The organism is Streptomyces argenteolus, from assembly GCF_042902585.1.
Lineage (GTDB): Bacteria > Actinomycetota > Actinomycetes > Streptomycetales > Streptomycetaceae > Streptomyces > Streptomyces argenteolus.
On sequence record NZ_JBIBEG010000007.1, the window covers coordinates 192660 to 216610 of the forward strand.

A 23951-nucleotide genomic window follows, 5' to 3' on the forward strand; every position below is an offset into this window, starting at 1 on the left:
GCCGGGACACCTCGAACCTCTCACACGACGGGCCCGGACGAAGACACAGGCAACACACGGAAAGGGCCGGGAAGTGGCCACCCGGCGCGGTCAACTCCCTTGCGGGAGAGGGTTCCAGGGGTAGGGAGGGGCCGGTGCCCGCCCCGCGCGTTCTCAGCGTTCCCACAGCTTCGCGGCCGTTTCACAGCGCACGGCCAGGAAAGCTCCAGACGTCGCACATCGGGGTCGGTCACCATGCGCAGATGCAATCCCACCCCGTCATCGAGAAAGCCCCGGCGTCGCGCGGCCGACGCCGGGCCCACGCCGGACCGGCCCGTTCGGCGGAGCGGCGCCGTGCTGCCGCGCGGCCCCAGGAGGGGCCCGTCTTCGTGGACAGCTCCGGGCGCCGGGCCAGGCTGCTGCGCCGCGCGGGCACGCTGCTGGGCCTCGTCTGCGTCGGTTACGCGGCCGTTCTGGGACTCGCCTTCATGGGCGGCATCTCCCTGACCCCTTCCCAGCTGCTCCCCTTCGCCGGCGGTCCGGCCGCCGAAGCCGGACCGGGCGGGCGGACCCAGCCCGGCTACGGCATGCCGCCGAACGGAGCCCCGAGCGGCCTGCCGGCGCCGCCCGCGTCCGGCGGGGCGACGCCGTCCGCCCCGGCCACGGCGTCCGGCGGGGCGAGCTGATGGCCGCCTCCCGCCGCCGGCACGCCACGCCCGGCGTGATCGGACGCGTCCGGCGCCAGGCGGTCCCCGAGCCCCGCGTGGTCATGGCCCTGCTGCTGTTGCTGGCGCTCGTCTCCGTGATGCTGCTGGACGGATATCTGCGGGCCGAGGTCGGCGACGACCAGCGGGTGCGCACCGGTGCCTCCGCGGACACGGTTCCCGCCGAGGTCCTGGAGGGCGGACCGCTCCTCAGCTTCCCGGGCGGCACCGCGCGTACGCAGTCGGTACCGGACAGGACCATCGTGCTGACCTTCGACGACGGCCCCGATCCCGAGTGGAGCGCCAAGGTCCTGGACATCCTGGAGGAGAACGACGTCCCGGGCACGTTCTTCCTCGTCGGGTCGATGATCTCGCGCTACCCGGACGTCGTCCGCAGGATGGTCGACGAGGGCGACGAGGTGGGGGTCCACACCTTCACGCACGTCGACCTCTCGTACCAGAGCGAGGCCCGGGTGAAGCGGGAGATCGCGCAGACCCAGCTCGCCCTGGCAGGCGCGGCGGGCATCACGACGACGCTGTTCCGTGCTCCCTACTCCTCGAGGACCGACGCGATCGACGACTACAGCTGGCCCGTCTACGAGCGCCTCGGCGCGATGGGATACACCAGCGTGTTCATCGACACCGACAGCGAGGACTGGCAGCGGCCCGGGGTCGACAAGATCGTCGAGTGGGCGACCCCCGAGGACGGGAAGGGCGCCTCCGTCCTCTTCCACGACGCCGGCGGTGACCGCTCCCAGACACTGGCCGCCCTGCCGGCGTACATCAAGAAGATGAAGGCGAAGGGCTACACGTTCACCACGGTGAGCGGCGCGCAGCAGCAGGATGCCGCGTCCTCCGCACAGGCCGGCACCGCACCGGCCGGCGGTCCGGCGCAGTCCGGAACCGCACAGGGCGAGGCGGAGCAGGCCGCCCACCGGAAGGCCGACACCGCGTCCGTGTGGGAGGGCCGCGCCCTGCTGGCCGCGGTCGCGGTCGCGGAATGGACCGTGCCGGGACTGGCCACGGTGCTGGGTGTCGTGGGGGTGGCCGTCCTCGGCCGCTTCGGCATGATGCTCCTGCTCGCCCGGCGCCACTACCGGCAGCGCAACAGACGCCGGTTCACCTGGGGCCCCGAGGTGACGGAGCCGGTGACCGTGATCGTGCCCGCCTACAACGAGAAGGAGTGCATCGCCGGTACACTCAATTCCCTCGCCACCAGCACCCACCCGATCGAGATCCTGGTCGTCGACGACGGCTCGACCGACGGCACGGCGGAGATCGCGGAGTCCCTGGGCCTGCCGGATGTCCGGGTGATCAGGCAGGAGAACGCGGGCAAGTCGGCCGCCCTCAACAACGGTGTGCGGCAGGCGCGTCACGACATCGTCGTGATGATGGACGGCGACACCGTCTTCGAACCGGAGACGGTGGGACGGCTCGTGCAGCCCTTCGCCGACCCGGGGGTCGGCGCGGTCGCGGGCAACGCGAAGGTCGGCAACCGGTCCACGATGATCGGCGCCTGGCAGCACATCGAGTACGTGATGGGCTTCAACCTCGACCGCAGGATGTACGACCTGCTGGGCTGCATGCCCACCATCCCCGGAGCCGTCGGGGCGTTCCGCCGGGAGGCGGTCCTGGAGGTCGGCGGCATGAGCGAGGACACGCTGGCCGAGGACACCGACATCACCATCGCCCTCCATCGCGCGGGCCGACGGGTCGTGTACGCCGAGCACGCCCGCGCCTGGACCGAGGCACCCGCCTCCCTGGGGCAGTTGTGGCGTCAGCGCTACCGGTGGAGCTACGGCACCATGCAGGCGCTGTGGAAGCACCGCCGGTCGGTCACCGACAGGGGACCGTCCGGGCGCTTCGGCCGGGTCGGCATGCCGCTGGTCGTCCTCTTCCAGATCGTCACGCCGGTCTTCGCGCCGCTCATCGACGTGTTCACCCTGTACGCGATGGTCTTCGTGGACTTCCGTGCCTCGTTGCTCGCGTGGCTGGCTGTGCTGGCGGTGCAGCTGTTCTGTGCGGCGTACGCCTTCCGGCTCGACGGGGAGAAGTACAGGTATCTGCTGATGCTTCCGCTCCAGCAGCTCGCCTACCGGCAGTTGATGTATCTGGTGCTGATCCACTCCTGTGTCACCGCGGCGACCGGGGGCCGGCTGCGGTGGCAGAAGCTGAAGCGCACCGGCGAGGTGGGTACGCCTCGCTCGGGGGCGTCGTAGTGGGGGGCGCGCACCGCAGGACGGCCCTCGCGCCGTCTCCCACCGCCGGCACGGGGACCGGCCGGGACCGGTCCTTCGACGTGCTGCGTGCCGTCGCCCTCGTGCGGGTGGTGACCTACCACACCTTCGAGTGGCCCTGGCTGGGCTTCGTCTTCCCCTCCATGGGCGTGATGTTCGCGCTCGCCGGCTCCCTGATGGCCCGCTCCCTGGAGCGGCCCGCCCTCACGGTGCTCCGCGGCCGGCTGCGGAGGCTGCTGATCCCGGTGTGGCTCTTCGGGCTGCTGCTCGGAGTGGCGATGTTGCTGCACGGCTGGGTGCCGGGGCCCGACGTCCTGTACTGGGTGCTGCCGATCGGCGATCCGCCCGGCGGCGCGTGGGGCGAGCAGGCGTGGGCGGTGCTCTGGTACCTGCGCGCGTACCTGTGGTTCGTGCTGCTCTCGCCGGTGCTCCTGCGGCTGTTCCGGCTCGCCCCCCTCCCGGTGCTCGCGCTGTCGCTGGTGCCGGTCGTGGTGCTGGAGACGGTCTCGGGCCTGCCGGACGGGCGGCTGGGGAGCGCGCTCGGCGACGGGGCGGTCTTCCTGTTCTGCTGGCTGCTGGGATTCGCGCACCGCGACGGGGTGCTCGAGCGGCTGCGCGCGACGGGAACCCTGGCCGCCGCGGCGCCGCTGATGGCGGTGGGCGCCTGGTGGGCGCTGGGCCACCCGGTCGACGGCCGGGCCGACCTGGACGACATCTCCCTCGCCCAGGCGCTGTGGTCGGCGGGCTTCGTGCTGCTCCTGCTGCGCTTCCGGCCCCGCTTCGACGGGCTCGTACGCCGTCCGGTGGCCGACCGGCTCGTCACCGTCTTCAACGCCAGGGCGGTGACGGTCTACCTCTGGCACGAGGTGGCGCTGATGGCGGCCGTACCGCTGATCGACCTGATGTGGGAGGTTCCGGCGATGGAGCGCCGTCTGCCGCTGGACAGCCTGTGGTGGCAGTTCGGCGTCGCGTGGGTGCTGATCGCCGCGGCCGTGGCGTGCTTCGGCTGGGTCGAGGACGTCGCGGCGGGACGCGGACCCCGCCTGCTGCCGTGACGCCGCGCTCCTGCCTGCCGGCGCGGTGGGTGTGCGGACAGCTCGCACACCCGCCGCGCGGCACGGGCGCTCAGTCCTCGTGGCCCAGCTGGAGGTCGCGCTCGGTCCGCCCCCCACCGGGGAGCTGGAGCACGGTGGCGACCGGCGGATAGCCGGCGGCGATCACGGTGTACTCACCCGTCGACAGGTCCACGAACCGGAAGGCGCCGTCGGCGCCGGTGGTCAGGGTGTCGACCACGTTGCCCGCCGCGTCCAGGAGGGTGACCCTGGCGTCCTCGACGGCCCGTCCGCCGGGCGCCCGCACGATCCCGCGCAGCACGGCTCCGCCCGCCAGTTCGATGTCCTGCCGGGTCTCCCGGGCGGCCTGCACACTGACCGGGAGGGCGGCGGGCCGGTAGGCCGGGGCGCTGGCCGCGAGCGTGTACTCCCCGGCCACGAGCTCGGTGATCACGTAGGCCCCTTCGCGCCCGGTGCGAGTGCTCGCGACCACCTCGCCCCGTACGTCGGTGAGGGTGACCGCGGCGTCGCGCACGGGCGCGCCGTCCGGGGTGAGAACCGCTCCGGCCAGCCGGCCTGCCCCGCCGAGCACCACGTCGAGCTCCACCGGGCGTTCGCCCACAGTGACGCTGACGGCCTGCGGCTGGTGGCCGCCCGCCGCGGCGATCAGCACGTAGGCTCCCGCACCGGGCGCGCTCAGCGCGTACCGCCCGTCGTCACCGCTGGCGCTCCGTCCGACCTGCTGTCCCTGGACGTCGATGAGGGTGAGCGCGGCCCGCCCCACCGTCGTGCCGTCGGGGTGCTGGACGCCTCCACGCACCGGGATCCCGGCGGTCGCGGCCGGCCGGGGCGGACCCGGGTCGATCCGGGCGGAGGGGATCGTGGACTGCGTCACGGCCGGATCGGCCGCCGTCTGCGGGGTGTGGTGGGACACCAGCGGTTTCTCCTTGAGGAAGAAGGCGAGGAGCAGGCCGAGCAGGAGCACCGGCACGAGGTAGAGGAAGATCCGGGGCATCGCGTCGGCGTAGGCCTGGATGTACGCGTCCCGGAGCGCGGGCTCCATGGTGTGGACCAGCTGCGGAGTGATCGACTCGGCGTCGGGCAGGTCGGCGCCGGACGGGAGGCGCACCCCGAGCGCGTCCGTGAGCCGCCCCGCGAACAGGGTCCCGAAGATCGCCGCACCGACACTGCCCCCGATCTGCCGGAAGTAGTTGTGGGCGCTGGTGGCGGTGCCGAGGTCGCCGGGGCGTACGGAGTTCTGCACGGCCAGCACCAGGATCGACATCACGAGGCCGATCCCGATGCCCAGGACGGCCTGCCAGATGCCGTACTCCAGGGCCGAGGTGCCGGTGTCGAGCAGGGAGAGCAGCCACATCCCGACGGCCGAGACCGCTCCGCCGACCAGTGGATAGACGCGGTAGCGGCCGGTGCGTGACACCAGCTGCCCGGAGACCACGGAGGCGATGACGATGCCGCCCATCATCGGCAGCATCAGCAGCCCCGACTCGGTGGCGGACACCCCCTCGACCATCTGGAGGTAGGTGGGCAGATAGCTGGCTGCGCCGAACAGCGCGACTCCGACGACCGCGCCGACCAGGGAGGTGACGTTGAAGACCGAGTCGCGGAACAGCCGCAACGGGATGACGGGTTCGGCCGCGCGGTGCTCGACGACGACGAAGAGCAGCGTCGTGCCCACGGCTCCGGCGGCCAGCCCCAGAATGGTCCGCGAGCCCCAGGCGTACTCGGTCCCGCCCCAGCTGGTGAGAAGCACCAGACAGGTCGAGGCGGCGGCGAGCAGCAGCGCCCCCAGGACGTCGAGGCGGGGACGGACGGCCGGCTTGGGCAGTTTCAGGACGAGCGCGATGACGGCGAGGGTGACGATGCCGAACGGCACGTTGATGTAGAAGCACCAGCGCCAGGAGGCGTGGTCGGTGAAGAAGCCGCCGAGGAGCGGACCCGCGACGGACGCGAGGCCGAAGACCGCCCCGATGAGGCCCATGTAGCGCCCGCGCTCCCTGGGCGGGACGATGTCGGCGATGATCGCCTGGACGCCGATCATGAGCCCGCCGCCACCGATGCCCTGGACGGCGCGGAACGCGATGAGTTCGTCCATCGTGCGCGACCAGCCGGCGAGGGCGGAGCCGATGACGAAGACGACGATCGCGAACTGGAAGACGCCCTTGCGGCCGAAGAGGTCGCCGAGCTTGCCGTAGATCGGGAGGCCGATCGTGGAGGCGAGCAGATACGCGGTGACGGCCCAGGACATCTTGTCGAGGCCGTGCAGCTCGCCGACGATCTTCGGCAGGGCGGTGGCGACGATCATCTGGTCGAGCGCCGCGAGCAGCAGGGTGAGCATCAGCCCGAAGAAGACCAGCCTGACCCGGCGGGGGCTGATGTCGTCGGGCGGCGGAGCGGCGCCGACGGCAGGGGGCGGAGGCGGGGCGTGCTCGGCCGCCCGACCGGGCGGCCCGTACTCGGTGCCTCCCGGTTCGTCCTTCACCAGAGTGATCCCACCCACGTGACGCTCCCCTCGTCGCAGCTGCGCCGCCCATTTCTCGCATCAGGCGGCAAGGCGGGGCAAACGCGACCGGGCGCACGTACGGCGCACTTCGAGGGCTTATGCGCCGGTGGGAGGCGCTGCGGCGCGCAACCGGCCACCCCGGAAAACCACCCGTTCCGGTGAGGCCGGCCGCGCCGTCAACAGTGAGGAGAGCAGGCCTACTTCTCGACCTCGGCGGCGAGATTCCCCAGCAGCTCGTCGTAGATCCGGCCGAGCCCCTTGGGCGCGAAGGTCTTCTCGAAGAACCCGCCGATGCCCCCGGCGCCGTTCCAGACGGTCGAGACGACGGCCTTGGACTTCCCCTCGCCCGCCGGGGTGACGGTCCAGGTGGTGACCATCGAGGAGTTGCGGTCCTTCTCGACCAGCCGGCCGTCGCTGGGTTCGGTGACCTCGAGCAGGCAGTCACGGACCCGCTTGCTGGTGGCCTGGAGCTTCCAGTGGACGAGAGTGCCCTCGCCGTCTCCACCCTCGCGCACCTCGTACTCGCTGAAGTGCCCGGTCAGTACCTTGCCCCGGACCTCCTTGTAGTCGGCCAGCGCATCGAACACCGTCTCTGCGTCCGCCGCGATGATCCGCTCTGTCGTGGCCTCGACCTGCGCCATGCCTGCTCCTCCAGCACTCGGTTGTTCCGGGTGCTGCTGAGCCAACCACCTCGGGTACGGCCCCTCAAAATCGGGCCCCGCGCACCGCCCCGCACGATCAAGGGAACATATGTTCTATTCTCTGCGCAGTGCTACCAAGGAGGCGTCCATGCGCTGGGACAATCTGGCAGAGAACACCGCAAAGGCGGGTAACGGCGCGCTCTTCGCCGCGGACGCGGTCACCACGCGCACGTTCGACACGCCTGAGTTCCGGGGAATCACCTTCCACGAGATCCGGGCCCGCTCGATCGTCAACCGGGTGCCCGGGGCCTCCCGCATGCCGTTCGAATGGACCGTGAACCCGTACCGGGGCTGTTCCCACGCCTGCGTCTACTGCTTCGCCCGCAAGACCCACAGCTATCTGGACCTGGACACAGGCCTCGGCTTCGACTCCCAGATCGTCGTGAAGACCAACGCCGCCGAACTGCTGAGCAGGCACCTGGCCTCCCGCCAGTGGCAGGGCCAGCACATCGCGATGGGCACGAACGTCGACTGCTACCAGCGCGCGGAGGGCCGTTACCGGCTGATGCCCGGCATCCTCGCGGCCCTGCGCGACCACGCCAACCCGTTCTCCGTCCTCACGAAGGGCACACTGATCCTGCGCGACCTCGATCTGCTGCGGCAGGCCGCCGAGGTGACCGAGGTCGGCGTGTCCGTCTCCGTCGGCTTCACCGACCAGGAGCTGTGGCGCACGGTCGAGCCGGGCACCCCCTCCCCCCAGCGGCGCCTGGACGCCGTACGCGCCCTGGCCGACAACGGGATCGGCTGCGGGGTCCTGATGGCCCCGGTCATCCCCTTCCTCGGCGACCACCCCGACCAGCTGCGCGCCACGGTCCGCGCCGTCGCCGCCGCCGGAGCGACCTCGGTGACGCCCCTCGTCCTCCATCTGCGGCCCGGCGCCCGCGAGTGGTTCATGCAGTGGCTCGCCCGGCACCACCCCCACCTGGTGCCGCGGTACGAGCGGATGTACGCGGACGGGGCGTACGCCCCCACCTGGTACCAGCGCGGCATCACCCGCCGGGTGCACGAACTGGCGGCCGAGTACGGCATCGGGCCCGCCGACCGGGGCGGCGTCCGCCGCGTCCCCCGCGAGACCCCGGAACCGCTCACCGAAGGGCCCACCCAGCTGAGCCTGCTCTGACCGCGCGGGCCGGGCCCGTCAAACGGGTCAACTCTCGGCGGAACGTGTCCTCCCTTCCCCGAATCCGGGGAGCATGCCGCGGGGGCTGTGCCATCCACAGCCGTGTTCCCCCACCACGGGAGGCCGTATGACGAAACGTGCAGGAATCCTGGTCGCCGTCGGCGCCACGGTCGCGGGCCTGGTGACCGCCGCGCCGTCCACCGCGTCCGCACCCGCCACCACCCCCGCCACCGCACCACTCGCGTGGACCGGCTGCGGGACGAAGTCCTACCCGACGCTCCAGTGCGCAACGGTCACCGCACCACTGGACCATGACAACCCGTCGGGACAGCCGGTCACCCTCGCACTCTCCCGGATCCCGCACACCGCGAAGACCTCGCAGGGGCCACTGCTGGTCAACCCCGGCGGTCCCGGCGGCAGCGGGCTCTCCATGGCCGGCTTCGTGGCGTCCTCGCTGCCGAAGAAGCTCGCGGCGCAGTACGACGTGATCGGGTTCGACCCACGCGGGGTCGGGAAGAGCCGGCCCGCCCTGAACTGCCTGCCGAAGTACTTCGCGCCGGTACGCCCCGACACCGTGCCGGACTCCTACGAGGCCGAGAGGACCGGCCGGAACCGGGCCGCCTCCTTCGCCGCCGCGTGCGGCGAGAAGCACGGCGAGCTGCTGCCGTACATGGACACCGTCAGCGCCGCGAAGGACCTCGACGTCATCCGGAAGGCCCTCGGCGCCCGGCGGATCAACTACTTCGGATACTCCTACGGCACCTACCTCGGCGCGGTCTACGCCAAGCTGTTCCCCGAGCACGTACGCCGCCTGGTGCTGGACTCGGTCGTCGACCCCGACGGCGTCTGGTACGAGGACAACCTCGGCCAGGACCACGCGTTCGACGCCCGCCACAAGGCCTTCGCCGCGTGGGTGGCCAAGAACGACGCCACGTACAACCTCGGCAGTGATCCCGCCGCGGTCGAAGCCGCGTGGTACCGGATGCGCGACGCCGTGAAGAAGCGGCCCGCGGGCGGCAAGGTCGGACCCGCCGAGCTCGAGGACACCTTCATGCCGGGCGGGTACTACAACGGCTACTGGCCGCGCCTCGCGGAGACGTTCGCGGCGTACGTGAACGACGGGGACCAGGAGGCCCTCGCCACCGCGTACGAGGACTTCGCGGCCGTCGACAAGGCCGGCGAGAACGGGTACTCCGTCTACGCGGCGGTGCAGTGCCGCGACGCCGGCTGGCCCCGCACCTGGAGCACCTGGCGCAACGACACCTGGCAGGCGCACCGCAAGTCGCCGTTCATGACGTGGAACAACACCTGGTACAACGCGCCGTGCGCCACCTGGCCGGTGGAGCCGCTGGAGCCCGTGCGGGTCACCAACGACGCCATCCCGCCCTCGCTGATCCTCCAGGCCACCGACGACGCGGCCACCCCCTACGAGGGCGGCGTCACCATGAGCCGCCGTCTCAAGGGCTCCGCCCTGGTCGTCGAGCAGGGCGGCGGCAACCATGGCATCTCGCTGAGCGGCAACGGGTGCCTGGACAAGCACCTGGTGGCCTACCTCACCGACGGCACTCTCCCGAGCGGTGGCAGCGGCGCGGAGGCGGACGCGGTCTGCGGCGCCCTGCCGGAGCCGAAGCCGGCCCCGGCCGCGAAGGCGGGCACGAACACCGAGGGGCGCGTGCTGCACGGGCTGCTCGGCTTCCGCGGCTGATCGGCGGCGGGGAAGCACCGGGCCCCGCGCCGGGGGCGTACGCCAGGACGGTCCGCGTGATCACACGGACCGTCCCCGCGTACGCCCCCGCGCGCGGTCCGGACGCGGGGGACGTCCCGCGGGACGAGCACCGTGGCAGGGCCGAGCCGTACGCGGTCCGCGTCCATCCGGACCGGGCGGGCGCGGGCATCGGGCGTGCACTCCTGGCCGGGACAACCGCCCGGGCCACGGCGGACGGGTTCCGGGACAGGGCGCTCCGGGCGCTGAGGGAGAACACACCGGCCCGGCGCTTCTGCGAGCGCGCGGGCTTCCGTCCGGACCGGGCGGAGGACTCCTTCGAGGCGGGCGGCGCCCCGGTGCCCGAGGTCAGGTACGTGGGCCCCCTCGGTCCGCCGGCAGCCGGCTGAGGGCGTGGGCCGCCGCATCGCCCAGGCGTGGGTGCGGCAGAGCGGCCTCCAGGACGGGGCGGGCCCTGCCGTCCCCGAGGCTCCCCAGCCCCTCGACGCAGGCCAGCGCCACGCGCCAGTGCGCCTCGTCCGGGGCCAGCAGCCGGTGCAGGGTGCTGACCAGCGCCGGCACCGACTCGGGGGCGCGCAGGGCGGTGAGCAGCCGCACCGGGTGCAGGGCGTACGCCGTCCGCAGACTGTTGGTGGCGAGCGCCGCAGCGGCCCGGGGCGTCCTGGGGTCACCGAGGAGCCGCAGGGCGTGCGCGGCCGAGACGCAGCGCTCGGGATCACGGTGGTTGAGGAGGAGGACCAGCGCCTCGAAGGCCCGCGGGTCACCTCCGCAGCCGAGCCGGAACGCCGCCACCTCGCGGGCCCAGAGCGGGCGTTCGCGTTCGACGAGGACGGCGGCCAGCTCCTCGTCGTCCTCGGTGGTGAGCAGCCGGTGGAATTCCTCGGTATCACCCGCCTCCCCGCCGAGCCGGTCCGTCAGCGAGCGGAACTCCTCATCCATGACGTTGAGTGTAGCGACGCGCACGCTGAGTGTTCACGGAACTGTGTGCCAGCGCACAGACGGCCAGGGCTGGCGCGCTCGTTACTCGCCGGTTAATCTCAGGTGAGCGGGACACACACCCGCCGGCTCGGGTGGCCTGGTGACGCAGCCACCTGGAGTGCTTGTCGGTTCGGCAGTTCGTGAGACGCGGCTCGGGACAGAGCCCGTCACCCTCCCCCCGGTGTGCCGAGTGCCCCGGGACCGTGCACCACGACACGCAATTCCCGCACACCGTGCGCCCGTTGATCCCTGACTCGTGCGCCGCCGTGCTCCTCACAGTCGTCACTCACCCTGGAGTCCCGTGATGGACACCCCGCTCAGCACCATTGCCGTCGTCGGCCTCGGCACGATGGGAACCGGCATCGCCGAGGTCCTGACCCGTGCGGGCCGCGAGGTCATCGGCATCGACGTCAGCGAAGCCGCCGCCCGCAAGGCCGTCGCCTCCCTCGAGGCCTCCACCGCCCGTGCCGTGCTCCGTGAGCGGATCACGGAGCAGGAGCGGCACGACATCCTGGCCCGGTTCCGTACGTTCTCCGATCTCCAGGCCGCCGCGGACGCGGAGCTGGTCATCGAGGTCGTGCCGGAGAACTACGAGATCAAGCAGCAGGTCTTCCGCGAGCTGGACGCCGTCGTCTCGCCCACCACGATCCTCGCCACGGGTACCAACGCCCTGTCCGTGACCCGGCTGGCCGCCGAGTCGCAGCGCCCCGAGCGGGTCCTGGGCCTGCACTTCTTCAACCCGGCGCCGGCGATGAAGCTGGTCGAGGTGGTCTCCTCCGTCCTGACGGCCCCGCCCGCGGTGGAGAGCGTCACCCGGCTCGCACGTGAGCTGGGCAAGGAGCCGGTCGCGGTGGGTGACCGGCCCGGTTTCGTCGCGGACGGGCTGCTCTTCGGATACCTCAACCAGGCCGCAGCGATGTACGAGGCCAACTACGCCTCCCGCGAGGACATCGACGCCGCCATGAAGCTGGGCTGCGGGTTGCCGATGGGCCCCTTGGCGCTGCTCGACCTGATCGGCATCGACACGGCCCGCACGGTCCTCGAGGCCATGTACACGGCGTCTCACGACCGGCTGCACGCCCCCGCTCCGGTGCTGGGCCAGCTCAGCGAGGCGGGGCTGACCGGCCGCAAGGCGGGCCGCGGCTTCTACACGTACGACGCACCCGGCAGCCAGAACACGGTGCCGGACGCGCTGACGCCGGCGGAGAGCACGGGCGCAGTGGCCGGGCGGGACGTCTCCTCGGTCGGGGTGGCCGGGTCGGGCACCATGGCCTCGGGGATCGCCGAGGTCTTCGCGAAGGCCGGGTACGCGGTGGTGCTGGCCGCGCGCAGCCAGGAGAAGGCGGACACGGCCAAGGCGCGGATCGCCAAGTCCCTGGGGCGTTCGGTCTCCAAGGGGCGGCTGACGGAGGAGGCGCGGGACGAGACGCTCGCCCGGATCACGGCGGCGGGCTCGCTGGACTCCTTCGCCGACGTCGACCTGGCGGTCGAGGCGGTGGCCGAGGACCTGGAGATCAAGCGGGAGCTCTTCGCCACCCTGGACAAGGTCTGCAAGCCGGGCGCGGTGCTCGCCACCACCACCTCGTCGCTGCCGGTCGTGGCCGTCGCCCGGGTCACCTCGCGCCCCGAGGACGTCATCGGGATGCACTTCTTCAACCCGGCGCCTGCGATGAAGCTGGTCGAGGTGGTCCGTACGGTGCTGACCGCCGACGACGTGCACGCCACCGTCCGCGAGGTCTGCCTGAAGGTGCGCAAGCACCCGGTGGACTGCGGTGACCGGGCCGGGTTCATCGTGAACGCGTTGCTGTTCCCGTACCTCAACAACGCGATCAAGATGGTCGAGGAGCACTACGCCACGCTCGACGACATCGACGCGGCGATGAAGCTGGGCGGCGGCTACCCCATGGGCCCGTTCGAACTCCTGGACGTGGTCGGCCTGGACGTCTCGCTCGCCATCGAGAAGGTTCTGCACAGCGAGTTCCGCGACCCGGGCCTGGCCCCGGCGCCGCTGCTCGAACACCTGGTGGCCGCGGGCTGCCTCGGCCGTAAGACGGGGCGCGGCTTCCGCGAATATGCCCGCCGCTGATCCGGGGGCCGGGTGGGGCGGGTTGCTGGGACCCTCGGGCGACCCGCCCCCACAGGCGCACTCCCCTGCACCGATGGGTTACGTTCACCTCATGTCCCAACCCGCCAAGTCCCCTCGTTCCTCCGCCGCGACGGACGCCCCGGAGAGTGCCGCGGGCACCCGGGCCGCCGCCCAGCGGCTCAAGATGCGCCGCGAGCTGGCGGCCGCGGCGATGGAACTCTTCGCCACCAAGGGGTACGAGGCGACGACGGTCGACGAGATCGCGGTGGCCGCGGGGGTCGCCCGCCGCACCTTCTTCCGCCACTTCCGCTCCAAGGAAGAGGCCATCTTCCCGGACCACGACGACACCCTCGTCAGGGCCGAGGCCGTCCTGAACGCCGCCCCCGCGCACGAGCACCCGCTCGACACCGTGTGCCGCGGCATCAAGGAGGTCATGAAGATGTACGCGGCGAAGCCCGCGGTGTCCGTGGCGCGCTACAAGCTGACCCGCGAGGTGCCGACGCTCCGGGAGGCCGAGATCGCCTCGGTGGCCCGCTACGAACGGCTCTTCACCCGCTATCTGCTGGGCCATTTCGACGAGCGTGACCACCATGTGGGCAACGACGACCCGCTGCTCGCGGAGGTCGCCGCGTCCGCCGTGGTGACCGCGCACAACCATGTGCTGCGGCGCTGGCTGCGGGCGGACGGGCACGGCGACGTGGAGGCCCAGCTCGACCACGCCTTCGCGATCGTCCGGGAGACCTTCGGCACGGGGATCGGGGCGGGCCGGACCGCGGGAACGGAGCCGGCGAAGCCCCCCGCGGCGGTGTCCACCGAGGGCGAGGTGCTGGTCGCCGTGGCCCGTACGGACGCGCCGCTCGACGAGGTCATGCGCACGATCCAGCGGGCGCTGCAGGAGCACTGAGCGGCGCCCCGCCGTTCACGCCCCGGCGGCGGGCTCCACGGGAGCGGTCGCGTACCAGGGCGGCGGAGCGGCGCCCTCGCTCCACGCGCCGAGTTCGTCGAGACCGACACAGACGATGCCGCACTGCTCGGCATACTCCAGGGCCGGTTCGGTGAAGTCGCTCGTGGTCACCACGACGGCGGTGTCGGCGCCGTGGACCGCGTAACAGGTGCCGCCGAAGCGCTGGAGATCCTGCGATCCCACCTTGTTGCCATCCGTGTACCTCTTGCACTGCACGACGAGGCGCTGTCCGTCGGGCGTCGTGGCGAGCACGTCCGCGCCCAGGTCACCGGCGCCTCCGACGACCTCGGCGTCCGTGCAGCCGTCGCGGCGGCAGAGGGCCGCCACGGCCTCCTCGAAGTCGTACGGATCCATGGCCGCGTAGTCGACCGGCCGCACCGGGTCGAGGTCGTCCGCCACGTGATCGGCGCCCTCGGCGCCGGGCAGGCCGGCGCTTTCGGCGACGGCCGGCTCCTCCAGGGCGGCGTCCACCACCTCGTACGCCGCCTCGACCGCCGCGACCGCCGCGCGGGCCGCCGCCCTGCGCCCTCGCCGCACGCGCAGGAACACCACCACGCCGGCCGCCAGGGCGAGGAGGCAGATCCCGGCGAGCACCGGGTGCCGTTCGGCGGTCGCCGCCGCGCTCCGGACGGCCAGCCCGGCGCCGCAGACCAGGAGGGCGAGGAAGACGAAGCCCACGGCCGTGCGCCGCAGGTCGAACGCGCGCCCGCGGCCTCCGGAGCCGCCCCCGCGTATCCGTGCACCCATCCCGCACCCACCCCTTTTCCGTCGGACGTTCACCTCAAGATCACTTACGTGTGCCCCGCGCCGGGCCGCCGAAGCACCCGCCGCACCCCGCGTGGCCAGGAAACCCGGTGGCCGGGACGGGACCGGCGTGCTCGTATGCGCGCATGGACCCTGACGAGACACTGGCCCTCTTCGACCACGAGATGCGCGAGGGGGCACGCCCCGAAGGCCCCGGCACACGCGTCGAACGCGCCGGGGCGGTCGTTCGGCGTACGGGCGGCCCCGAGGACTGGAACGGGGTGGTCTGGACGGCCCCGGACCTCTCCCCCGACCGCGCGCGTGCGGAGATCGTGGCGCAGGTGGAGCACTACACCGCCCTGGGGATCGGCGCGTTCGAGTGGAAGCTGTACGCCCATGACGTCCCGGAGGCTCTGGGCGACCTCCTCCTCGCCGCGGGCTTCGAGCCCGAGCCACCGGAGGCGCTGATGGTCGCGGCGGTCGCGGACCTGTCCGTGTCGGTGGAGCTGCCCGAGGGCGTCCGGCTGCGGGCCGTGACGGACGAGGCCGGGGTGGAGCTGATGGTCCGGGCCCATGAGGCGGCCTTCGGCACCGACGGCTCGCGACTGCGCCATCAGACCCTGGCCGCCCTCGAAGGGGCCCCGGGCACCTTCGCCGCGGTGGTGGCGACGGTGGGGGACGAGCCGGTGAGCTCGGCACGGATGGAGATGTGCCCGGGGACGAGCTTCGCCGGGCTGTGGGGAGGCGGCACCGCGGCGCCCTGGCGGGGCAGGGGCATCTACCGGGCGCTGATCGCCCACCGGGCCCGCCTCGCGGCCGGGCTCGGCTACCGCTTCCTCCAGGTGGACGCGACGGACCTGTCGGCACCGATCCTGCGGCGGCTCGGCTTCACCACCCTGAGCACGACGACGCCGTACGTGTATCGCACCGCGCCGTAGCCCGCACAGAAGTGGGATCAACGCGGCATACCACCCATGATGTCGCTCATGCGTGCCTACGAGATGACAACTGAGAGAAATTGTTGGCACTGGGTGCCTTGCCACCTGTCACGCAGTGCCATACGTTGAAGGTGTCCGGGCGGCCGGCGTGCAGAGATCTCTCGTACGCCGGCTGTCCCCGCGAACCACGTGTCCGCGCGCCCGGGCGCCTGCGTCACAGGCAAACCCTTCTGCTCCACCGAGCAGGCCCCGCACCACCCGCCGAACCGACGGCACACCTCCACACCGCACCGCTCCCCTGCCCACAGGGGTCCTCCGAGCGTTCCCTCGACGCCGGAAACCCGATCTGCCGGAGGCATCACCGTGAAGGAAATCCTGGACGCGATCCAATCGCAGGACAGCACGGCCGCGGACTTCGCCGCCCTGTCCATCCCCGAGTCGTACCGCGCGGTGACCGTGCACAAGGACGAGGCCGAGATGTTCTCCGGGCTCGCCAGCCGCGACAAGGACCCGCGCAAGTCGCTGCACCTGGACGAGGTGCCCGTTCCCGAACTCGGGCCCGGCGAGGCGCTCGTGGCCGTGATGGCCAGCTCGGTGAACTACAACTCCGTCTGGACCTCGATCTTCGAGCCGGTCTCGACCTTCGGCTTCCTGGAGCGCTACGGCAGGCTCAGCGAGCTCACCAAGCGCCACGACCTGCCGTACCACGTCATCGGCTCCGACCTGGCGGGTGTCGTCCTGCGCACCGGCCCCGGCGTCAACGCCTGGGCCCCGGGCGACGAGGTCGTCGCGCACTGCCTCTCGGTCGAGCTGGAGTCCTCGGACGGCCATAACGACACCATGCTCGACCCCGAGCAGCGGATCTGGGGCTTCGAGACCAACTTCGGCGGCCTCGCCGAGATCGCCCTCGTCAAGTCCAACCAGCTGATGCCGAAGCCCAAGCACCTCAGCTGGGAGGAGGCCGCCTCCCCGGGCCTGGTCAACTCCACCGCGTACCGCCAGCTCGTCTCCCGCAACGGCGCCGGCATGAAGCAGGGCGACAACGTCCTGATCTGGGGCGCCAGCGGAGGACTCGGCTCCTACGCCACCCAGTTCGCACTGGCCGGTGGGGCCAACCCGATCTGTGTCGTCTCCAGCCCCGAGAAGGCCGACATCTGCCGGGCGATGGGCGCCGAGGCGGTCATCGACCGCAACGCGGAAGGCTACAAGTTCTGGAAGGACGAGCGCACCCAGGACCCGAAGGAGTGGAAGCGCTTCGGCAAGCGCATCCGCGAGTTCACCGGCGGCGAGGACATCGACATCGTCTTCGAGCACCCGGGTCGCGAGACCTTCGGCGCGAGCGTCTACGTCACCCGCAAGGGCGGCACCATCACCACCTGCGCCTCGACCTCGGGCTACATGCACGAGTACGACAACCGCTACCTGTGGATGTCGCTCAAGCGCATCATCGGCTCCCACTTCGCCAACTACCGCGAGGCCTGGGAGGCCAACCGCCTCATCGCCAAGGGCAAGATCCACCCGACGCTCTCCAAGGTCTACGCCCTGGAGGACACCGGCCAGGCGGCCTACGACGTCCACCGCAACCTCCACCAGGGCAAGGTCGGCGTCCTCGCGCTCGCCCCCCGCGAGGGCCTGGGCGTGCGTGACACGGAGCTCCGCGAACAGCACATCGACGCCATCAACCGCTTCCGCAACGTCTGAGGTCCACCATGACCGAACGTCAGAAGGACCGTCCGTGGCTCATGCGGACGTACGCCGGTCACTCGACGGCGGAGGCCTCCAACGAGCTGTACCGGCGCAACCTCGCCAAGGGCCAGACCGGTCTGTCGGTCGCCTTCGATCTGCCCACGCAGACCGGCTACGACCCCGATCACGTCCTCGCCCGCGGTGAGGTGGGCCGCGTCGGCGTACCCGTCTCGCACCTCGGCGACATGCGGCGGCTGTTCCAGGACATCCCCCTGGAGCAGATGAACACGTCGATGACGATCAACGCGACCGCGATGTGGCTTCTGGCGCTCTACCAGGTGGTCGCGGAGGAGCAGGGCGCGGACCCCGGCAAGCTCCAGGGCACGACGCAGAACGACATCGTGAAGGAGTACCTGTCGCGGGGGACGCACGTCTTCCCGCCGGGGCCGTCGCTGCGCCTGACGACCGACATGATCACGTACACGGTCAACCACATCCCGAAGTGGAACCCGATCAACATCTGCAGCTACCACCTGCAGGAGGCGGGGGCCACGCCGGTCCAGGAGATCGCGTACGCCATGTCGACGGCCGTCGCCGTGCTCGACGCGGTGCGCGACTCCGGACAGGTGCCCGAAGAGAAGTTCGGTGATGTCGTCGCCCGTATCTCGTTCTTCGTGAACGCCGGGGTCCGCTTCGTCGAGGAGATGTGCAAGATGCGCGCCTTCGGCCGCATCTGGGATCAGGTGACGCGTGAGCGGTACGGCGTCACCGACCCCAAGCGGCGCCGCTTCCGCTACGGCGTGCAGGTCAACTCCCTCGGGCTGACCGAGGCGCAGCCGGAGAACAACGTCCAGCGCATCGTGCTGGAGATGCTGGCCGTCACCCTCTCCAAGGACGCCCGCGCCCGCGCCGTGCAGCTGCCCGCCTGGAACGAGGCACTGGGTCTGCCGCGCCCGTGGGACCAGCAGTGGTCGCTGCGCATCCAGCAGGTACTGGCGCACGAGAGCGACCTGCTGGAGTACGAGGACATCTTCGCCGGCTCGCACGTCATCGAGGCCAAGGTCGACGAGCTGGTCACCGACTCGCTCGCCGAGATCGACCGGATCCAGCAGATGGGCGGCGCGATGGCCGCCGTCGAGTCGGGCTACCTCAAGTCGGAGCTCGTCTCCTCGCACGCGGCACGGCGGGCCAGGATCGAGGCGGGCGAGGAGAAGATCGTCGGTGTCAACATCTACGAGACGACCGAGCCCAGCCCGCTGACCGCCGACCTGGACGCGGCGATCATGACGGTGGACCCGGAGAACGAGGCCCGGGTCGTCGCCGCGCTGCACGAGTGGCGCGACAACCGTGACGAGGCGCGGGCGACCGAGGCGCTGGCGGCCCTGAAGAAGGCCGCCGCCGGCACCCGGAACATGATGGAGGCGACCGTCGAGTGCGCTCGGGCGGGCGTCACCACCGGGGAGTGGGCCTGGGCCCTGCGCGACGTGTTCGGCGAGTTCCGGGCCCCGACGGGCGTCTCGTCCGCGCCGGTGGCGGTCAACGCCGAGCCGGGCACCCCCCTCGCCCTGGTCCGCGAGAAGGTCTCCCGCACCGCGGATGATCTGGGCGCCGGACGGTTGCGCCTGCTGGTCGGCAAGCCCGGTCTGGACGGGCACTCCAACGGCGCCGAACAGATCGCCGTGCGCGCGCGTGACGCCGGATTCGAGGTGGTCTACCAGGGGATCAGGCTGACTCCCGAGCAGATCACCGACGCCGCGCTGGCCGAGGACGTGCACTGCGTCGGCCTGTCCATCCTGTCCGGCTCGCACGCCGAGCTGGTACCGGACGTGCTGAACCGGCTGCGTGAGGCCGGGGCGGCGGACATCCCGGTGATCGCGGGCGGCATCATCCCCCCGGCCGACGCGACCGCCCTCGTCGCGGCCGGCGTCGCCGCCGTCTTCACCCCGAAGGACTTCGGCATCACGGAGATCATCGGCCGTATCGTCGACGAGATCCGGAAAGCGAACAAGCTCGACCCTCTGGAGGTCCCCGCATGACCACGCCCAGCCCGTCGCCCGCCGCCGCGCAGACCGCGGCCCCCGTGAACCGTCTGCGCCCGCGCCGTTCCTGTCTGGCCGTGCCGGGCTCGAACCCCCGGTTCCTGGAGAAGGCCCAGGGGCTCCCGGCCGACCAGGTCTTCCTGGACCTGGAGGACGCCTGCGCGCCGCTCGCCAAGGAGGGCGCCCGGCACCACATCGTCGACGCGCTCAACAAGGGCGACTGGACGGGGAAGACCCGGGTCGTGCGGGTCAACGACTGGACGACGCACTGGACGTACCGGGACGTCATCACGGTCGTCGAGGGTGCGGGCCCCAACCTCGACTGCATCATGCTGCCGAAGGTCCAGGACGCTCAGCAGGTCGTCGCGCTGGACCTGCTGCTCACCCAGATCGAGAAGACGATGGGCTTCGAGGTCGGCCGGATCGGCATCGAGGCGCAGATCGAGAACGCCAAGGGCCTGGTGAACATCGACGACATCGCCGCCGCCTCGCCCCGCCTGGAGACCCTGATCTTCGGCCCGGCCGACTTCATGGCCTCGATCAACATGAAGACCCTGGTCGTCGGCCAGCAGCCGCCCGGCTACCCGGCGGACGCGTACCACTACATCCTGATGCGCATCCTGATGGCGGCCCGCACCCACGACCTCCAGGCGATCGACGGCCCGTTCCTCCAGATCCGCGACGTGGACGCCTACCGCGAGGTCGCGGGCCGGGCGGCGGCGCTGGGCTTCGACGGCAAGTGGGTCCTGCACCCCGGCCAGGTGGACGCCGCGAACGAGGTGTTCTCGCCCTCCCAGGAGGACTACGACCACGCCGAGCTCATCCTCGACGCCTACGACTGGTGCACCTCGGAGGAGGGCGGCAAGAAGGGTTCGGCGATGCTCGGCGACGAGATGATCGACGAGGCCAGCCGCAAGATGGCCCTGGTCATCGCGGGCAAGGGCCGCGCGGCCGGGATGCGGCGCACCTCCAAGTTCGAAGCTCCGGAGGCCTGACATGCAGTTCGGACGTACCTATGAGGAATTCGAGGTCGGTGCCGTCTACAAGCACTGGCCCGGAAAGACGGTCACCGAATACGACGACCACCTCTTCTGCCTGCTGACCATGAATCACCACCCGCTGCACATGGACAGCAACTACGCGGAGAGCACGACCGATTTCGGCAAGAACGTCGTCGTCGGCAACTACATCTATTCACTGCTGCTCGGCATGTCCGTGCCGGACGTCTCCGGGAAGGCGATCGCCAATCTGGAGGTGGAGTCGCTGAAGCACGTGGCGCCGACCTTCCACGGCGACACGATCTACGGCGAGACGACCGTGCTCGACAAGACGCCGTCGAGGTCGAAGAACGACCGCGGCATCGTCCACGTGGAGACAAAGGGCTACAAGCAGGACGGCACGCTGGTCTGCGTGTTCCGCCGCAAGGTGATGGTCCCCACCGAGACGTACATCAAGGAGCGCGGCGGTGAGCAGCCCGGCCGCCCGGAGCTGAAGCAGCCGTCGAGCAAGAACGGGGAGAAGTAGCCATGAGCCGACTCGCGCAGACCGCCGGCCTGACGGATGTCCAGCAGGAAATCCTCTCCACGGTCCGGGATTTCGTCGACAAGGAGATCATTCCTGTCGCGACCCAGCTGGAGCACCGCGACGAATACCCGACGGAGATCGTCGAAGGGCTCAAGGAACTCGGCCTGTTCGGGCTGATGATTCCCGAGGAGTACGGCGGTCTGGGCGAGTCGCTCCTGACCTACGCGCTCTGCGTCGAGGAGATCGCCCGGGGCTGGATGAGCGTGTCGGGCATCATCAACACGCACTTCATCGTGGCGTACATGCTCAAGCAGCACGGCACCCAGGAGCAGAAGGACACGTTCCTGCCGAGGATGGCCCTGGGCGAGGTGCGGGGCGCTTTCTCGATGTCCGAGCCGGCGCTGGGCTCCGACGTCTCCGCGATCTCGTCGAAGGGTGTCAGGGACGGCGACGAGTACGTCCTCGACGGCCAGAAGATGTGGCTGACGAACGGCGGCACGTCCACGCTGGTGGCCGTTCTGTGCCGGAGTGACGAAGGACACCCGCAGGGGACGGCCCCGCACAAGTCGATGACGACCTTCCTGGTGGAGAAGGAGGCGGGATTCGGCGAGGTCCGCCCCGGCCTCACCATTCCGGGGAAGATCGACAAGATGGGCTACAAGGGCGTCGACACGACCGAGCTCATCATGGACGGACTGCGCATTCCGGCCAATCGCGTCCTGGGCGGCACGACCGGCCGAGGTTTTTACCAAATGATGGACGGTGTCGAGGTAGGACGCGTGAATGTCGCCGCGCGTGGCTGCGGTGTCGCACAGCGTGCGTTCGAACTGGGCGTTTCGTACGCCCAGCAGCGCCAGACCTTCGGAAAGCCGATCGCCCAGCACCAGGCGATCCAGTTCAAACTGGCTGAAATGGCCACCAAGGTCGAAGCCGCCCATGCGATGATGGTGAACGCAGCACGCAAAAAGGACTCCGGGGAGCGGAACGACCTGGAGGCAGGGATGGCGAAGTACCTCGCCTCCGAGTACTGCAAGGAAGTCGTCGAGGACGCCTTCCGTATCCACGGCGGCTACGGCTTCTCCAAGGAGTACGAGATCGAGCGCCTCTACCGCGAGGCCCCGATGCTGCTGATCGGTGAAGGTACCGCCGAGATCCAGAAAATGATCATCGGTCGCCGGCTCCTCGAGGAGTACCGGCTCCAGGGCTGAATGTCCCCTTCGAGGTGATTTGGTGGCGAAGAACATCACACCAGGTCAACCCCGGCCGGAGCCTTTCAGCTGTCCGACTCGGCTGCTGGCTTGCCCAGTTGCCGCACTCACCCGATAGCATCGCCGGAAAGCCGCCGTCCCCCCGTTGCCAGCGCGGCATCATCCGCTACGAAGGTCATCCATGCCCGACAGCCAAATCCCTGCAACGCGCGGCGGGGTCCGCCTCGCCCGCGGAGCATCGCCGTGGCTCCTCCCGACCGTCGCCACCGCGGCTCTCAGCCTCGCCCGGGCCCGCAAGTCCGGACGCTGGGCCGCCGCGGCCGTGCCCACCACCGCGCTCGCGGCGGGCATGCTGTGGTTCTTCCGTGACCCCGAGCGCGAGATCACCCAGGGTCGTGTCATCTCGCCGGCCGACGGCGTGGTGCAGAGCATCATGCCGTGGAAGGACGGGCGCACCCGCGTCGCGATCTTCATGAGCCCGCTGAACGTGCACGTCAACCGGGCTCCGCTGTCCGGCACCGTGACCTCGGTCGAGCACGTGCCCGGCGGGTTCGTCCCGGCGTTCAACAAGGAGAGCGAGAACAACGAACGCGTTGTCTGGCACTTCGACACCGAGCTCGGCGACATCGAGATGGTGCAGATCGCGGGAGCGGTCGCCCGTCGTATCGTCCCCTACATCCCGCAGGGGACGAAGGTGGAGCAGGGCGAACGCATCGGTCTGATCCGCTTCGGCTCGCGCGTGGACATCTACCTTCCTGAAGGTGTCGACGTCGCGGTCGAGGTCGGCCAGGCCACCACCGCGGGGGTGACTCGAATTGACCGTGATTGATCCGGATACCCAGGCGGGCTGGGTGCCCGAGGCGTCCGACGACGACGCCGACGGCACGGAGGACATGCCGCTGTCCATGCGGCTGTCGATAGCGGACACCCTCACTCTGGGTAACGCCACGTGCGGCTTCATGGCGGTGTACTTCACCACCACGGGCATCCTCATCCCGCATCTCACCGGCAGCGACGAGTCGGGCATGGCCCGCCACTCCGCCGCCACCGCGGTGATCCTCATGCTCATGGCCGCCGTGTTCGACCTCTTCGACGGCCTCGTCGCGCGCAAGCTGCGGTCCTCGCCGATGGGTGCGGAGCTGGACAACCTCTCCGACCTCATCAGCTTCGGTCTCGCTCCGGCGTACTTCGTCCTGGTCTACGGGATGGTCGCGGACGACGCCCACCAGCGGGTCTCCGCGCTCGCGGCGATCGTGGTGCTGCTGGCGGTGGTGCTCAGGCTTGCGCGGTTCTCGTGCGTGACCTTGAAGGACGGCATGTTCCAGGGCATGCCGAGCCCCTTCGGAGCGCTCACGGTCGTCTCGATCGTGCTCCTGGAGCTGCCCTTCGTGCCGACGCTGCTCGCCATCATCGGCGTGGCGTGGCTCATGGTCAGCCGCGTCGAGTACCCGAAGCCGCGGGGTGTCCTCGCGGTGGCGATGCTCAGCTGGATCGTGGCCGCCATGGGGCTCCTCGCCGCCTGGGCGTTCGACGCCCCCGGCGGTCAGCTGCTCCTGCAGACCGGCTGTGCGCTCCAGGTCGTCCTGGGGGCGGTGATCCCGCTCTTCGCCACGGCGCGGCGGGTGAACACCTTCCGTGACAACCGGCGCGAGGCGCGGGCGGCGCAGCTCCCGTAACCACGCGGAACACGACGACGAGGGCCCGGATGCTCCCCAGCATCCGGGCCCTCTCGCGTGCGGTGAGGGCT

Annotated in this window: 20 protein-coding genes; 16 read left to right on the forward strand and 4 right to left on the reverse strand. The window is 70.8% G+C overall.

Annotated features, from left to right (window positions below):
* Nucleotides 1-242 precede the first annotated feature (242 nt).
* The 3 genes from ACFY8O_RS24450 to ACFY8O_RS24460 are packed head-to-tail and all read left to right on the forward strand — an operon-like array spanning nt 243 to nt 3975.
* Nucleotides 243-665, forward strand: coding sequence for a hypothetical protein (locus ACFY8O_RS24450; RefSeq protein ID WP_387905708.1), 423 nt, complete (start codon nt 243-245; stop codon nt 663-665).
* Nucleotides 665-2902, forward strand: coding sequence for a bifunctional polysaccharide deacetylase/glycosyltransferase family 2 protein (locus ACFY8O_RS24455; protein WP_387905710.1), 2238 nt, complete (start codon nt 665-667; stop codon nt 2900-2902). Before ACFY8O_RS24450 ends, ACFY8O_RS24455 begins: the two co-directional genes overlap by 1 nt.
* On the forward strand, nt 2902-3975 hold the full coding sequence (locus tag ACFY8O_RS24460; RefSeq protein WP_387906097.1) for an acyltransferase family protein: 1074 nt from the start codon (nt 2902-2904) through the stop codon (nt 3973-3975). Before ACFY8O_RS24455 ends, ACFY8O_RS24460 begins: the two co-directional genes overlap by 1 nt.
* Nucleotides 3976-4045: 70 nt before the next feature.
* Here the strand turns inward: ACFY8O_RS24460 and ACFY8O_RS24465 are convergent, their stop codons facing one another.
* On the reverse strand, nt 4046-6490 hold the full coding sequence (locus ACFY8O_RS24465; protein ID WP_387905712.1) for an MFS transporter: 2445 nt from the start codon (nt 6488-6490) through the stop codon (nt 4046-4048).
* A gap of 200 nt (nt 6491-6690) precedes the next feature.
* Nucleotides 6691-7134, reverse strand: a complete 444-nt coding sequence (locus ACFY8O_RS24470) for an SRPBCC family protein (RefSeq protein WP_145810523.1) — start codon at nt 7132-7134, stop codon at nt 6691-6693.
* Nucleotides 7135-7282: 148 nt separating this feature from the next.
* Between ACFY8O_RS24470 and ACFY8O_RS24475 the strand changes: the two genes are divergently transcribed.
* From ACFY8O_RS24475 to ACFY8O_RS24485, 3 genes are all read left to right on the forward strand, one after another.
* Nucleotides 7283-8314: an Rv2578c family radical SAM protein gene (locus ACFY8O_RS24475; protein ID WP_387905714.1), complete on the forward strand. Its 1032-nt coding sequence runs from the start codon at nt 7283-7285 to the stop codon at nt 8312-8314.
* Between the two features lie 127 nt (nt 8315-8441).
* The gene (locus ACFY8O_RS24480) at nt 8442-10019 is read left to right on the forward strand and encodes an alpha/beta hydrolase (protein WP_387905716.1); all 1578 of its coding nucleotides are present in this window, start codon (nt 8442-8444) and stop codon (nt 10017-10019) included.
* Between the two features lie 56 nt (nt 10020-10075).
* Nucleotides 10076-10426, forward strand: coding sequence for a GNAT family N-acetyltransferase (locus tag ACFY8O_RS24485; RefSeq protein ID WP_387905718.1), 351 nt, complete (start codon nt 10076-10078; stop codon nt 10424-10426).
* Here the strand turns inward: ACFY8O_RS24485 and ACFY8O_RS24490 are convergent.
* Nucleotides 10386-10976 carry an adenylosuccinate lyase gene (locus ACFY8O_RS24490; protein WP_387905721.1) on the reverse strand — a complete coding sequence of 197 codons (591 nt, stop codon included), beginning with the start codon at nt 10974-10976 and terminating at the stop codon, nt 10386-10388. The genes ACFY8O_RS24485 and ACFY8O_RS24490 overlap by 41 nt on opposite strands.
* A 343-nt stretch (nt 10977-11319) precedes the next feature.
* On the opposite strand from ACFY8O_RS24490, the gene ACFY8O_RS24495 reads away from it, so the two are divergent.
* Together ACFY8O_RS24495 and ACFY8O_RS24500 are read left to right on the forward strand one after the other, a co-directional pair.
* Complete coding sequence (locus tag ACFY8O_RS24495; protein ID WP_387905723.1) at nt 11320-13101, forward strand: 3-hydroxyacyl-CoA dehydrogenase family protein; 1782 nt, start codon at nt 11320-11322, stop codon at nt 13099-13101.
* Nucleotides 13102-13192: 91 nt separating this feature from the next.
* Nucleotides 13193-14005: a TetR family transcriptional regulator gene (locus ACFY8O_RS24500; RefSeq protein WP_145810518.1), complete on the forward strand. Its 813-nt coding sequence runs from the start codon at nt 13193-13195 to the stop codon at nt 14003-14005.
* Nucleotides 14006-14020: 15 nt separating this feature from the next.
* Here the strand turns inward: ACFY8O_RS24500 and ACFY8O_RS24505 are convergent, their stop codons facing one another.
* Nucleotides 14021-14812, reverse strand: a complete 792-nt coding sequence (locus ACFY8O_RS24505; protein WP_387905726.1) for a restriction endonuclease — start codon at nt 14810-14812, stop codon at nt 14021-14023.
* A gap of 143 nt (nt 14813-14955) precedes the next feature.
* Between ACFY8O_RS24505 and ACFY8O_RS24510 the strand changes: the two genes are divergently transcribed.
* The 8 genes from ACFY8O_RS24510 (at nt 14956) to pssA (ending at nt 23880) form a co-directional block, all read left to right on the forward strand.
* Entirely contained in the window at nt 14956-15747 is a 792-nt protein-coding gene (locus tag ACFY8O_RS24510; RefSeq protein WP_387905728.1) for a GNAT family N-acetyltransferase, read from the forward strand.
* Nucleotides 15748-16110: 363 nt separating this feature from the next.
* Nucleotides 16111-17448 (forward strand): crotonyl-CoA carboxylase/reductase, encoded by a 1338-nt coding sequence (ccrA, locus tag ACFY8O_RS24515; RefSeq protein WP_167526251.1) that lies wholly within the window; start codon nt 16111-16113, stop codon nt 17446-17448.
* An 8-nt stretch (nt 17449-17456) separates the two neighbouring features.
* Nucleotides 17457-19469, forward strand: a complete 2013-nt coding sequence (locus tag ACFY8O_RS24520) for a protein meaA (protein ID WP_387905731.1) — start codon at nt 17457-17459, stop codon at nt 19467-19469.
* Nucleotides 19466-20467 carry an HpcH/HpaI aldolase/citrate lyase family protein gene (locus ACFY8O_RS24525; protein WP_145810510.1) on the forward strand — a complete coding sequence of 334 codons (1002 nt, stop codon included), beginning with the start codon at nt 19466-19468 and terminating at the stop codon, nt 20465-20467. Before ACFY8O_RS24520 ends, ACFY8O_RS24525 begins: the two co-directional genes overlap by 4 nt.
* Nucleotide 20468: 1 nt before the next feature.
* A complete protein-coding gene (locus tag ACFY8O_RS24530) occupies nt 20469-20996 on the forward strand; it encodes a MaoC family dehydratase (protein ID WP_387905733.1) in 528 nt (175 codons plus the stop codon).
* A gap of 2 nt (nt 20997-20998) precedes the next feature.
* Nucleotides 20999-22204: an acyl-CoA dehydrogenase family protein gene (locus ACFY8O_RS24535; protein ID WP_145810507.1), complete on the forward strand. Its 1206-nt coding sequence runs from the start codon at nt 20999-21001 to the stop codon at nt 22202-22204.
* A 181-nt stretch (nt 22205-22385) separates the two neighbouring features.
* Nucleotides 22386-23033, forward strand: a complete 648-nt coding sequence (locus tag ACFY8O_RS24540) for a phosphatidylserine decarboxylase (RefSeq protein ID WP_387905736.1) — start codon at nt 22386-22388, stop codon at nt 23031-23033.
* Nucleotides 23034-23055: 22 nt separating this feature from the next.
* Nucleotides 23056-23880: a CDP-diacylglycerol--serine O-phosphatidyltransferase gene (pssA, locus tag ACFY8O_RS24545; RefSeq protein WP_208766108.1), complete on the forward strand. Its 825-nt coding sequence runs from the start codon at nt 23056-23058 to the stop codon at nt 23878-23880.
* The last annotated feature ends 71 nt before the right edge of the window (nt 23881-23951 follow it).